A 12,895-nucleotide genomic window follows, 5' to 3' on the forward strand; every position below is an offset into this window, starting at 1 on the left:
GTTTCGGCGTGTCCGAGCGCCGCGCCGGACCTGTTAAACCTCGTGACACCCCCAGATTGGTGGCCAGCGCGGCGAAGGAGTCGGCGTGGCGAAGACTGATTCGACGGGTTCCACATGGCGGTACCGGTGGGCGCACCGGCAGAACGTGCGGCGGGTCAGCACGTACCGCGGCGCTGAGACGGCGTGGCGGCGACGCGACGACGAGTTACGGCGGCTACGCGCCCTGGCCGCCGACTTCCAGGGCTCGGCAGCCGCCGGCGCCGGGCTGGCGTTGGAGTTGGCCGCCGACGAGGTGGTGCTCTGGGCGTTACCCGCCGCGCAACTGGTCGAGGTACGGCACACCACAGTGCTGCCCGCGCCGGACCTCACTGTCGCCCCGCCAACCGGGCCGCTGCGCCCGCGCCGCCCGGACGGCGTACGCGTCACCGACGCCGGCATGGCCGTGATCACCAGCCGTCGACTCGTGCTGCTCGGCGGGCGGGGCCGGCGCGACTGGGCGTACGGCCGAATAACCGGCCTGGCCCACGACCCGGCGGCGCCGGTCACAGTGATCCAGGTGCTGGACCGGCGGCGTACCTCCGGGTTGCTGCTGCCCACCAACGCCGCGCCGGACTTCCGGTTCAAGCTCACGCTGGCCTTCGCCGACGCGATCGAACAACGCGCCGCGGTGATCGCCCAACTCGACGAGCTGATCGCCGAGCACGCCCAGCTCAAGCCGTTCCGGCCGGCAGTGAACACCCCGGCGCAGGCCCGGTTCTCCGCGCGGGTACCGGGTGGCCGCAGGACCCTCGCGGTGGCGGCGGCCATCGCGCTGCTGGTGCCGGCGGCGCTGATCGAGTCGGACCCGTCCGACCCGACAGGTGGCGCGGAGGTCGCCGCGGCCGCCACGCCGGCGCCCACCACCAGCGTGGCACCCGCGCTGATCCGCCCGGCGGGCCCGGCGCTCGCGCTGAAGCCCCCGCCGCCGAAGCCGACGAAGTCCCCACGCCCGTCGCCCAGCGCCAGCCAGGGCCCAAGCTGCGGGGCACCGGAGAACCCGCTGGGGTACGGCTTCTGTGGCGGCACGCGGATCCGCAAGCCGGCCACCGAGGTGTGCGACTGGTTCGACTGCGTACCGCAGTTCTGGGCGGGACGCGGTTACCTCGTGCAGTGCCGCGACGGTTCGGTGAGCCTGGCCGGTGGCGGGTCCAAGGCGTGCGCCAACCACCAGGGCGTGCGGCGGACCATCACGAAGTGACCGATTCGGGGGCTAAAGTCCGCTTCGCTCAGCCAGAATGATCGAGTGGAGATCCGGTCTGACGATGGCGCTCGGGTGCGGGTACGCCCCGTCGGCTACCAGCCCGGCATCGACCCGCCCGACGACCCCGACGGAGCCACGCCCGGCTGGCACGACTGGCTGCTCATCGAGGTGGACGCCCGCACCGCCGACGGCCAGACCTGGTCACACCACTACCCGAGCCTCATGGTCGAGGAAGCCCGCGCGCTCGGCGGCTGGCTGCACGGGCAGGCCACCGCTGCCCTCGGGCTGAGCGCGCCGCCGGCGATGGTGCGCTTCACCGAACCCAATCTGGCCCTGCGCAGCCGGGTGCTGCGCCGCCGCCGGCTGGAGCTGATCGTGGAGTTCTCCGCCGAGTCGCTGCCACCGTGGATGCGCCGCCCGTCCACGGCGATCTACCCGCTGATCCTCACCGTCTCCGCGGACGCCCTCGCCACCGCCGCCGAGCACTGGGCCGAGCACTGCGAGGCGTACCCACCGCGTACCCAGTCGCGGTTCCCGACCCACGGCCCGCAGCCGTACCGTCGACGAGCCGGCTGACGCCTCCTTCCTTGTCCCAACGGGATCAGCCTGCTGTGATGGGCGGTCATGGGGGATGAGCAGGTGCACCGCACGGTCGAGGCGGTCTGGCGGATCGAGGCCGGACGGGTGATCGCGGCGCTGGCCAGGCTCGTGCGTGACGTCGGCTGGGCCGAGGAGTTGGCCCAGGACGCTCTGGTGGCCGCACTGGAACAGTGGCCGCGCGACGGAGTGCCGGCCAACCCGGGCGCATGGCTGACCACTGTCGGCAAGCGGCGGGCGATCGACGCGTTGCGCCGCCGGCACCTGCTGGAACGCCGGGTCGCCGACCTCGGGCGCGACCTCGGCGACCAGCAGTTCACTCCCGACTTCGACGCCGCCTTCGAGGAGAGGATCGACGACGACCTGCTGCGGCTGGTCTTCACCGCCTGTCACCCGGTGTTGTCGCCGCAGGCGCGGGCGGCACTGACGCTGCGCATGCTCGGCGGTCTGAAGACCGAGGAGATCGCGCGGGCCTTTTTGGTGCCCGAGACGACCGTCGCGCAGCGGATCACCAGAGCCAAGAAGACCCTAGCCGAGGCGAAGGTGCCATTCGAGGTGCCCGGCGTCGCCGAGCGCGGCGAACGGCTCGCGTCGGTGCTGGAGGTGATCTACCTGATCTTCAACGAGGGCTACTCGGCGACCGCCGGAGACGACTGGATGCGCCCCGCCCTCTGCGCGGACGCGCTACGCCTGGCCCGCGTCCTGCAGGGGCTGATGCCCGACGAACCGGAGGTGCACGGGCTCACCGCGTTGCTGGAGATCCAGGCCTCCCGCACCGCCGCGCGGGTCGGCACCACCGGCGAGCCGATCCTGCTCATGGAACAGGACCGGGAGCGCTGGGACCGGATACTGATCCGTCGGGGTCTGGCCGCCCTCGACCGGGCTCGAGCCGCCGAGGGCGCAGCCGGCCCGTACACCCTTCAGGCGGAGATTGCGGCCTGTCACGCGCGGGCGCGCACCCCGCAGGAGACGGACTGGGCGCGGATCGCGGCCGGCTACGGGGAACTGGCCCGGGTCGTACCGTCGCCGGTCGTGGAGCTGAACCGGGCCGTCGCGGTCTCCTTCGCCGACGGCCCGGCCGCCGGTCTGGACCTGGCCCAGGCGCTGGCCGACGAGCCGGCGCTGGCCGGCTACCACCTGCTGCCCAGCGTGCTCGGCGACCTGTTGGCGAAGCTGGGTCGCTACGACGAGGCCCACGTTGAGTTTGATCGGGCAGCCCAGCTCACCGGCAACGAACGCGAACGCGCGCTGCTGCTCGCCCGCGCCGCCGACTGCGCCCGAGGCGTCGCGCCGACCCGCTAAAAAATGTTCGCCCGTCATGTCGTATCCCGCGCCGTCCGCTCGACGCGTCAGTGAACGGCCGGCTCGCACCGGCGCGCGGGACCGGCGACCGGCCGGCACAGACGAGGAGAACGACATGACGACGACGGCGAACGAGACCAGCGCAGGGTCCGCGGTGGCGGGCGTCGACTCCCGGCGTACGACGACCAGAGCGCTGCTGTCCGGCGGAGTCCTCGCCGGCCCGCTGTTCGTGGTGGTGGCGGCGGCCCAGGTGCTCACCCGCGACGGGTTCGACCTGAGCCGGCAGCCGCTCAGCCTGCTGGCGCTTGGCGACCTGGGCTGGATCCAGATCGCCAACTTCGTGCTGACCGGGCTGCTCGCCCTGGCCGGCGCGGTCGGGCTGCGCCGGGTGCTCCGCGGCGAGCCGGGCGGGACGTGGGGGCCGGCGTTGATCGCCGTGCACGGCATCGGCCTGATCATTGGCGGGGTGCTGGTCTCGGATCCCAGCATGGGCTGGCCGGCGGGCGCACCGGAGGGCGCGCCCTCGACGTTGAGCTGGCACGCCGTCGGCCACGGCATCGGCGCGGGGCTGGCGTTCGGCTCGCTGCCCATCGCCTGCCTGGTCTTCGCCCGCGCCTGGTGGCGAGCCGGGCAGCGCGGTTGGGCGGCATACTCCGTCGGCAGCGCGCTGGCCGTCGTCGCGATCCTGGCCTGGCCCGACCAGGACACCCTCAGCGTCCGGATGGCACTTGCCTGCGTCGTCACGTTCGGCTGGCTCACGGCGCTCTGCACTCGACCGCTGACCCGCTGATCCGCACCTACCTACCACGAGAGGCCCACACCGATGCGGTACATGCTGATGCACAAGCTCGACGAGACCCAGACCGAGGCGTTCAACCCGAGCCCCGAGTTCATGGCCCGGATGGACGGCTTCATGAAGGAAGTGGCGCAGTCCGGAGTGTTGCTCGCTGCGGAAGGGCTCTGCCAGAGCTCCGACGGCGCCACCCGGATCACCGTGAGCGGCGGCAAGACCACCGTCACCGACGGGCCGTTCACCGAGACCAAGGAGCTGATCGCCGGGTTCGCTCTGCTGGACGTGCGCTCCCACGAGGAGGCGGTGGAGTGGGGGCGGCGGTTCACCGAGGTCTTCGCCGACACGGTCGGCGACGTCGAGGTGGACGTCCGCAAGGTCTTCGAGATGCCGGAAGGCATGCCGCCAGCCTGATCCGACCCACGCCGCGCCGCCACCTGAGCGTGAAGGTGGCGGCGCGGCCTGTGTAGGGTGATCTTCGTCAGCCACGAGAGGAGGTGAGCCCGGTGACCACCCATCGTCATTCCTGGGCGCTCCTCCCGGCCGTCCCCCTCAGCTGACCTTTCGCGTCGGGGAGCGCCCTCCTTATCGGAGGACCAATGTCTGTCTCTTCGTTCCGCATCGACGTGTCCGATGCGGTTCTCGATGACCTGCGGGCCCGACTGGCCCGTACCCGCTTCACCGACCGCAGCGGCACCCAGCCGTGGCAGGGCGGTGTCGATCCTGACTTCTTGCGGGACCTGGTGTCCTACTGGCAGGGCGGGTTCGACTGGCGGGCTCGTGAAGCCGGGCTCAACGCGTACCCCCAGCACCTGGCCCTCGTCGGCGGCCGGAAGCTGCACTTCCTGCACGTCCGGGCCGCGCGCCCGGCCGGTGCGCCCGCGCCGTTGCCGTTGCTCCTCAGCCACGGCTGGCCCAGCAGCTTCGTCGAGATGCTGCCGCTGGTCGACCGGCTGACCGACCCCGACCGGCCCGGCGGCGCGTTCGACGTGGTGGTGCCCTCACTGCCCGGCTTCGGCTTCTCGGAGGCGCCGAACGAGCCGGTGACCCGGGCGCTGCTGGCTCGGACCCTGCACGAGCTGATGACCGACGTGCTCGGCTACGAGCGCTACGGCGCCTTCGGCGGAGACGTCGGGGGAGTGGTCACCGGCTGGCTCGGTGCCCTGTATCCGCAGCAGGTGGCCGGCATCCACATGATCCATCCGCCGTTTCCGGCCAGCTTCGATGCCCGTCCGCTGTCGCCGGCCGAGCAGGCGTACCTGGACGCCGAGGCCGCGTACGACGAGACCGACGGCGGCTACAGCGCCATCATGGGCACCCGCCCGGACACCCTCGCCGCGGCGCTCGCCGACTCACCCGCCGGGCTGGCCGCGTGGCTCGTCGACAAGTACCGGGACTGGAGCGACAACCACGGTGACCTCGCCAACAGCATCGACCGGGACACCCTGCTCAGCATCATCACGCTCTACTGGGTGACGGGCACGATCGGCTCGTCGTTCCGGCAGTACGCCGACTTCGACCACAACACCCCACGACCAATGATCACCGTGCCCGCCGCGTTCACGGTGAGCACCGAACCCTCGCAGACCAACTTTCCCCGCTCGATCGCCGAGCGGGCCTGCACCGACATCCGGCACTGGAGCGAGCCGGGCCGGGGCGGGCACTTCATGCCGCTGGAGGAGCCGGACCTGCTCGCCGGTGAGCTGAGGCAGTTCTTCACCTCGCTGCACAGGTCGTGACCTGGGGCGGAGCCGGTCCGATTGTGGCCCGGCTCCGCCACTGTCGGCCGTGATCCTGCAATTCTCTCCTTTCGGGCGCAACGGGATGCATCGATCCTGGTCGCGTTGCCTGTCACGTACATGAGCGGTTGTACCGCGTGTGACCGTGACCTCTGTGGCCTGCGCCCCCTGGCGGATCGCCTGGGCCGAGCGCGAGAACGAGCGCCGGCAGCGCGCGTACCGCGACGCCACCGACGCCTGGCGGCACCGCGACGACCACCTGGCCCGGCTCCGTATCGAAGCCGCCAGCTTCCTCGGGTGTACGCAGCCCCGCACCGGCCTACCGGTGGACCTCGACGGCGACGAACTCGTCTTCCGCGTCCTCCCCGTCGCCACGCTGGTCGAGGCCGAGGCGCGGCACGTCCCCGGCCTACCCACCCCGGGCCGCTCTTGTTCCTTCGCCGAGACGTCAGGCGAGGCGCTGCCGGCGGGCCTGCGGGCCGTCGACACCGGTATGGCCGTCGTGACCAGTCACCGGGTTGCCTTCGGCGGGCGTGAGCACCGGCGCGAGTGGCGGTACGAGGACCTGGTTGGCCCCGCCCACCACCCCGACACCCCGTTCACCCTGCTGCCCGACCACAGTCGACTCTCCGGACTGCTCGTCCCCACGAACGCCGTGGTGAACTTCCGCTTCTACCTCACCCTCGCTGTCGCCACGGATCGCGCTGCCGTCCTGGCGCAGGTCGACGCGCTGCTGGCCGCGCACCGGGCGGCCCGGCCCGCGCCTGTCGTGCCGGCGGAACCCGACGACGCACCCCTGACCGCGGTACGCCCCGACCGGCGGGCGCTCGGTGCGGCCGCCATCGCGGCTGTGGTGTTCGCGACGGTCGGCCCCGGCGCCCTCGGCCCGAGCCCGCATCTGTTGGAATCCGAGCCTGTGCCGCAGGCGCAAACCGTCGCCCTGGACGTGCCGAGGGCCGGAGCAGTCCTCGTTCCGACCGTTCCCGTCGGGCCGGTGGCACCCCGGTCGCGGGTCGGTGCGGCCGACAGTGCCGTCTGGAGCCCGCCGCACGGCCCGGCTGCCCGGCCGTCGACTGCGGCAGCCGTCTCCAGAGTGGTGTCACCGGCCGTTACGGTGGCTGTAGCGCCGGCCGTCACCCCGTCGGCCCTCCCTGCGCCGTCGCCCACCTCGGTGCCAACCCCTGGGCCCACCACGGAACCGGCCACGCCGGCCGTCCCGACGCCGCCCGTCGCGTCGGCCTCCCCGACTCCGACGCCCACCGCGACGCCGTCGCCGGATGTGTTGCTCGCGGTCTGCCTGGATCCGCTGCAACTGCCGTTGCTGGACCCGCTGCTCTGCCCGCCTCCGACGCCCTGATCCGTGTTCGTGCCTGCGTCAGCTCAGCCCATGGCGCTGAAGTCGGGAACGGTGAGGGTGCCGTCGGCCGCGAGGGCGAAGCCGGGATTCCACGCGATCTCCCAGACGTGGCCGTCCAGGTCGGTGAAGTAGCCGGCGTAGCCGCCGTAAAAGGTCTCCCGGGCCGGCTTGGTCACCGTGGCACCAGCCTTGGTCGCCGTGGCGATCACCTCGTCTACCTCTTCGCGGGATCGGACGTTCTGGGCGAGGGTCACCCCGCCGAAACCGTCCGTGCCCGGGTCGGCGATGCCGGCGTCGTCGGCGAGTTTGTCGCGGCCCCAGAGGACGACGGCCAGGCCGCCGGCCTGGATGAAGACCGTCTCCTCGACCTCCTGGCCCCGCCAGCCAAGGTGCTCGTAGAACGCCTTGGCGCGCGCCAGGTCGCTGACGCCGAGGGTGATCAGGCTGATCCGCTGCTCCATGCCCCCAACCTAGTGCGTGATCAGTCACCGGGTGTGGTACCCGGACGGCTGCCCGGTCATCGGCCGCGAGGCTGAAAGCACGCGCCCGACACTCCCGTGCGTCCGAAAAGGATGAGGCGCGACGGTACGCTGCACATCGGTAGCGCAGAGTGGTGATCGGGGCGTCGGTGGGCGTCTCGGCCACCAGACGTCGGTTGTGCCGGACACACGGGGGAACCATGTTCGAGCGGCTGGGCAGATTCGTCGTGGGCAGAGCGTGGTGGGTGATCGCCGGGTGGGTGGTCGCGGCAACCGCCATCATCCTCACTACACCGTCCCTGAGCGACATCACCTCCGCCGACCAGGAGAGCTTCCTGCCTCGCTCGTACGAGTCGGTGCAGGCCACCGAGCTGGGGCAGAAGGCGTTCCCGCAGCAGGCCGCCGCGACGGCGACTATCGTGGTCAAGCGCGCCGACGGGCAGAAACTCACTTCGGCGGACGAGGCGAAGGTGGGCCAGCTCGCCCAGTCGCTCAAGGCCAAGAACATCCCGCGCACGTCCGGCTACCTGACCGGCCCGCCCGCGGTCGCGCCGGACAAGTCGGTGCAGATCATCAACGTCGGGCTCGACGCCCCCACCCCCGACGACCCGGCCCTGCTCGACGCCGTGCGCGACCTGCGCGCGGACATCGGCCCGGAGCTGGCAAACAGTGGGCTGACCGCGGGCGTGGCCGGTGACGTGGCGAGCTTCGTCGACAACGAGGACACCTTCAACAACGCCTTCGCCGTGGTCGGCGTCGCGACGATCATCCTGATCATCGGGCTGATCCTCGTCATCTTCCGCAGCCCCATCGCGGCGCTGCTGCCCGTGGTGGTCGTCGGCGTCGTCTTGAGCATCACGACGGGTCTTGTCGCCGCCGCGGGCAAGGCATTCGACCTCAGTGTCAGCCAGGATCTGCAGACGATCCTGCTGATCGTGCTGTTCGGCATCGGCACGGACTACATCCTGTTCCTGCTCTTCCGCTACCGGGAGCGGCTGCGCGCCGGCGACGACAAGCGCACCGCGATGATCGTCACCGTCCAGCGGGTCGGCGAGGTCATCACCTCGGCCGCCGGAGCGGTCATCGTCGCGTTCCTCGTGCTGCTCCTCGCCTCGCTGGGCTTCTTCGGCTCCCTCGGTCCGGCGCTCGCGATCGCGGTCGGCGTCATGCTGGTCACCTCGCTCACCCTAATCCCGGCGGTCGTCTCCCTGCTCGGCCGTTACGTCTTCTGGCCCTCGAAGGCGTGGCAGCGTGCGCCCAAGGCCACCATCTGGCACCGGCTCGGCAACACGGTCGGGCGCCGGCCGGCGCTTGTCGCGGCGGCCTCCGGCGTCCTCCTGGTCGCGCTCGCCGCGGGCGTGCTCGGCTACAAGGCCGACTACGACTTCAGCGCCGGCTTCCCGCAGGACACCGAGTCGGCGAAGGCCGCACAGGACCTACAGCGCGGGTTCGCCGCCGGTGCGCTCGCCCCTACCGAGGTCTACCTGACCACCAGCAACGGGTCGCCGTTGAACGAGCAGCAGGTCAACGACTTCGCGGCGGCCGTGGCGAAAGCCCCGGGTGTGGGCCAGGCACAGCCCCCGGAGCGCAGCACCGACCCGAGTGTGGCCCGGGTCAACCTGCTGCTCAACGAGAACCCGGTCTCCAACGAGGCGATCGCCCTCGTCCGCGACGACTTGCGCAGTGCCGTGCACGCGGCGGCCCCGCCGGGCACCCGGGCGCTGGTCGGCGGGACCACCGCGATCTTCGCGGACATCAACTCGGCCAACAACCGGGACCTGTCGGTGATCCTGCCGGTCGCGGCCGGCCTGATCGCGCTTATCCTCGCGCTGCTGCTGCGCAGTCTGGTCGCGCCGATCTACCTCGTGATAGCGGTGCTGCTCAACTTCGCCGCCACGCTGGGTGCCACTGTCTACCTCTTCCAAGGGTTGCAGGGCGAGCCCGGTGTCACCTTCCAGCTGCCGATCATCCTTTACCTCTTCGTGGTGGCGATCGGGACTGACTACAACATCCTGATGATCGCCCGACTACGCGAGGAGGCGCGGGAGGGCAATGAGCCGCACCAGGCCGCCGCCATCGGGGTCGAACACGCCGGCCCGACGGTCGCGGCAGCAGGCTTGATCCTGGCCGGGACGTTCGCGGTGCTGCTGCTTGCTCCGATCTCGTTCCTGCAGCAGATGGGCTTCGCGGTGGCGATCGGCATCGTGCTGTCGGCGTTCGTCATGTCGATGTTCTTCGTGCCAGCGCTGACCGCGCTGATCGGGCACAAGGCGTGGTGGCCGGGCCACGGCGACGAGCGACCGGCCGGCGGGCCGCACGTCCCGCCGGAGCCGGAGGCCGTGGCGAAGGGGTAGCCGGGCGAGCGGACGGACGGCCGATATCAGGCGGCGATGGCCCGAGCCGCGGCGTACATGTCGGCGGGCAGCGCGTGGTGCAGCTTCCAGAGGATGCGCATGGGTCGGTCGCCGGTGTGCTCCTGGTACGTCATCGGCCCGGCGTAGAGGTACGGCGGTGCGCCCAGGTCGCGGTCAGCGATGCGGGTTTCCCGTACGAAGAGATGCACGGTCGAGCCGCCCGACGTGTAGCGCTGCCCGGTCGCCGACGCCGCCGAAGTCGTGCTCTGCGACTCCCACTGGAAAAGGGTGTCGGTGATGGCCCGGTCGGCGTACATGGTGGTGGGGGAGTAGTGGGCCTCCGACTTGACCAGGGTGACGAAGAACAGGTCGGCCTGGGCGTCGGGCAGCCACTTCACCCCCTCACGCAGTGACCCCGGGTTCGTCATCCCGAAGGCAGCGCATGCCTCGTTGCGGCTGTACCGGGCGTGCACCCGCAGCGGCACCGCTCCCGGAGCGGCGGTCGGCGTGACCCGGTGGATGCGGTCCCGCAACACCTCGGCGACCTGCCGCAACTCGGCGCAGCGGGCCGGCTCCTTCCACAGCCGCGCCAGCCGTTCGTCCCGCGTTGCCAGCGGGGTGCTCGGCCCCCAGAGGCTGAAGTGCAGCATGTCCAGCAGGCGGCTGCTGCCCGCGTACATCTGCTGGCCTGGCGCGGGCGGTCCGGCCGCGACCTTCGTCAGCAGCTCTAGCCGGTCGATGTCGTCGGTGTGCAGCATGCGACCGATGGCCCGGCCCAACTCCCGGTCGTCGGGGCCGGGCACAGACGTTTCGATGCCGGCGAGCCGCCGCAGTCCGGTCCAGCCGCCGATGCTGGCCGACCGGTACACGTCCTCGATCTCCAGGCCGGTCTCGCGGAGGAACGTGGCCAGGCTGACGTCGCCGAGCTGCCGCAGCTCGGACACCAGACCGGCCTTCGAGGTGGGCAGCGCCGATCGCAGGTTGGCGAGCACGATTTCTTTCGCCACCCGGTCCAGTTCGACATGGCAGCCGCTCGGCAAGCTCGGGAAGTCATCGCGGACGGCCTCGATGATCGCCCGTCGGCTCACACCGGTCAGGGCGCGCCACCGCAGATCAAAGCGGAAGTTGGCGTGCTGCCCGCCGATGAAGTCGAGCACCGTGAGGCAGGGCTTGTCGTCGTCGAGGCGCAGGCCACGGCCGAGTTGTTGGAGGAAGATCGTGGCGCTCTCGGTGGGTCGCAGCATCAGGATCGTGCCGACCATCGGCAGGTCAACGCCCTCGTTGAACAAGTCCACTGTGAAGAGCACCCGCAGCTTGCCGGCCTTGAAGTCCCGCAGCAGCGTCGCCCGATCGGTGCCGGCCCTCGAGGTCACCGCCGCCGCCTCGACGCCGTGCTTCCTGAACGAGTTGGCCATGAACTCCGCGTGCCCGATGCTCACGCAGAACCCGAGCGCCCGCATCCGTCCAACGTCCACCTTCTCGCGGACTGCGCGCAGCACCGTCCGCGCCCGCGCATCGTTGCCGGTGTAGATGGTGCTCAGCTGCGTCGGGTCATAGCCCTGGCCGCGCTTCCAGGTGAGGTGCGAGAGGTCCTCGTTGTCGTGCAGCCCGAAGTACTGGAACGGCGACAACAACTGCCGCTCCAACGCTTCCCACAGATGCAGCTCAACGGCCGCGCGCCCGTCGAACCACCGGCGCACGTCGCCGCCGTCGGCCCGGTCGGGGGTCGCGGTGAGGCCCAGGAGTACGCGGGGACGCAGCCGCTCCAACAATCGCGTGTACGTCGGCGCTTCCGCGTGGTGGAACTCGTCCACGATCACCATGTCGTACGCCTCGGGGTCGACCTCGCGGCGGTGCAGCGACTGGATGGAGGCGAAGACGTGCTTCCAACCGTTCGGCTTCTCGCCCGCGACCAGCGTCTCGCCGAAGCTGCCGTCCCCCATGACCTGCCGGAACGTCGACAGGCTCTGCCGCAGGATCTGCTCCTGGTGAGCGACGAAGAGCAGCGAGTCCACCTTTTTGCTGCGATGCAGCCGGCGGTAGTCGAGGGCGGCGACCACAGTCTTGCCGGTGCCGGTCGCCATCACGACCAGGTTGCGCCACCGCCCGTGCACCAGGCGCTCGGCGTCCAGGTCGGCCAGAATCTCGGCCTGATAGGGGTACGGGCGCACGTCCAGGTTCGAGATCGCTGTCGGTGCTTCATCGCGGCGCTCCCCGCTCAACGCACGCCGTAGCCGTTCGGCGTCCCGGGCCGCGTCGTACGCCTCGAACGCCGGATCGTTCCAGTAGTCCTCGAACGTCGCCGTGAACGTGTCGATGACGTGCGGCTGCTCCATGTTCGAGATGCGCACGTTCCACTCCACGCCGTCCACCAGCGCGGTCTTCGACAGGTTCGACGAGCCGACGTACGCGGTGGTGGTGCCGTTGTGGCGGCGGAACAGCCACGCCTTGGCGTGCAGGCGGGTGGTCCGCGTCTCGTACGACACCTTGATCTCTGCGCCCAGCTCGGCGAGCCGGTCTAGCGCTCGTTGATCGGTGGCACCGAGGTAGGTGGTGGTGATGACGCGGACCTTGCCGCCTCGGGCAATCAGCTCGCGGATGGCTGGCTCGACGATGCGCAGGCCGTACCACTTGATGAACGCGCACAGCAGGTCTACCTGGTCGGCGGAGGCCATCTCGTGGTTGACCTCGTGGCCGATGCGGGGCTGGTGACGGCCGTTGACCAGCAGCGCGCCGGTGGAAAGGGGAGTGGTAGGGCGCTGCGGGAAGGCTGGTGGCGCGGGAGGGGTTGGCGGCGCGGCGATGGCGTGGAGGAGATGTTTGGCGTCGGTTACCTGGTCCAGGGCCGTCGCTGCCTTCGGGCTCAGAGTGGCGATGGCGTCGGCGATCTGGTTCGCCATTGCGATCTGCTGGTGGAGCTTGTCGTCGCCGTTGGGGACGGAGTGGAGGGCGCGGGCGGCCAGGGTGGCGATGTGCCGGGCGAGGGTGTGGTGGGCGTCGGCCGGGTCGAGTTTGTGGTGCCAGCCCTTCATGTAGG

The 12,895-nt window shown here is 70.9% G+C and carries 9 protein-coding genes and 1 pseudogene; 8 read left to right on the forward strand and 2 right to left on the reverse strand.

What is annotated here, in order from left to right; translation table 11 throughout:
* The first annotated feature begins 85 nt into the window (after window positions 1-85).
* The 7 genes from ACLJOK_RS21235 (at window position 86) to ACLJOK_RS21265 (ending at window position 7,025) form a co-directional block, all read left to right on the forward strand.
* Window positions 86-1,237, forward strand: a complete 1,152-nt coding sequence (locus ACLJOK_RS21235; protein WP_410820435.1) for a hypothetical protein — start codon at window positions 86-88, stop codon at window positions 1,235-1,237.
* Window positions 1,238-1,282: 45 nt separating this feature from the next.
* Window positions 1,283-1,816 (forward strand): hypothetical protein, encoded by a 534-nt coding sequence (locus tag ACLJOK_RS21240; protein WP_350864552.1) that lies wholly within the window; start codon window positions 1,283-1,285, stop codon window positions 1,814-1,816.
* Window positions 1,817-1,864: 48 nt separating this feature from the next.
* The gene (locus ACLJOK_RS21245; RefSeq protein ID WP_410820436.1) at window positions 1,865-3,139 is read left to right on the forward strand and encodes an RNA polymerase sigma factor; all 1,275 of its coding nucleotides are present in this window, start codon (window positions 1,865-1,867) and stop codon (window positions 3,137-3,139) included.
* A 115-nt stretch (window positions 3,140-3,254) separates the two neighbouring features.
* Window positions 3,255-3,929 (forward strand): DUF998 domain-containing protein, encoded by a 675-nt coding sequence (locus ACLJOK_RS21250; protein WP_410820437.1) that lies wholly within the window; start codon window positions 3,255-3,257, stop codon window positions 3,927-3,929.
* 33 nt (window positions 3,930-3,962) lie between these two features.
* Window positions 3,963-4,343, forward strand: coding sequence for a YciI family protein (locus ACLJOK_RS21255; RefSeq protein ID WP_410820438.1), 381 nt, complete (start codon window positions 3,963-3,965; stop codon window positions 4,341-4,343).
* A gap of 185 nt (window positions 4,344-4,528) precedes the next feature.
* Complete coding sequence (locus ACLJOK_RS21260; RefSeq protein ID WP_410820439.1) at window positions 4,529-5,668, forward strand: epoxide hydrolase family protein; 1,140 nt, start codon at window positions 4,529-4,531, stop codon at window positions 5,666-5,668.
* Window positions 5,669-5,813: 145 nt separating this feature from the next.
* On the forward strand, window positions 5,814-7,025 hold the full coding sequence (locus tag ACLJOK_RS21265) for a hypothetical protein (RefSeq protein ID WP_410820440.1): 1,212 nt from the start codon (window positions 5,814-5,816) through the stop codon (window positions 7,023-7,025).
* 23 nt (window positions 7,026-7,048) lie between these two features.
* On the opposite strand, the gene ACLJOK_RS21270 is transcribed toward ACLJOK_RS21265, so the two are convergent.
* Window positions 7,049-7,486 carry a VOC family protein gene (locus tag ACLJOK_RS21270; protein ID WP_410820441.1) on the reverse strand — a complete coding sequence of 146 codons (438 nt, stop codon included), beginning with the start codon at window positions 7,484-7,486 and terminating at the stop codon, window positions 7,049-7,051.
* Between the two features lie 218 nt (window positions 7,487-7,704).
* Between ACLJOK_RS21270 and ACLJOK_RS21275 the strand changes: the two genes are divergently transcribed.
* Window positions 7,705-9,858 (forward strand): MMPL family transporter, encoded by a 2,154-nt coding sequence (locus ACLJOK_RS21275; RefSeq protein WP_410820442.1) that lies wholly within the window; start codon window positions 7,705-7,707, stop codon window positions 9,856-9,858.
* Window positions 9,859-9,884: 26 nt separating this feature from the next.
* Here ACLJOK_RS21275 and ACLJOK_RS21280 read toward each other — a convergent pair.
* A pseudogene (locus tag ACLJOK_RS21280) lies at window positions 9,885-12,869 on the reverse strand (DUF3427 domain-containing protein); the annotation flags it as partial.
* Between the last annotated feature and the right edge of the window lie 26 nt (window positions 12,870-12,895).

This window comes from Micromonospora sp. 050-3 (assembly GCF_046549335.1).
GTDB classification, from domain to species: Bacteria; Actinomycetota; Actinomycetes; order Mycobacteriales; family Micromonosporaceae; genus Micromonospora; species Micromonospora trifolii.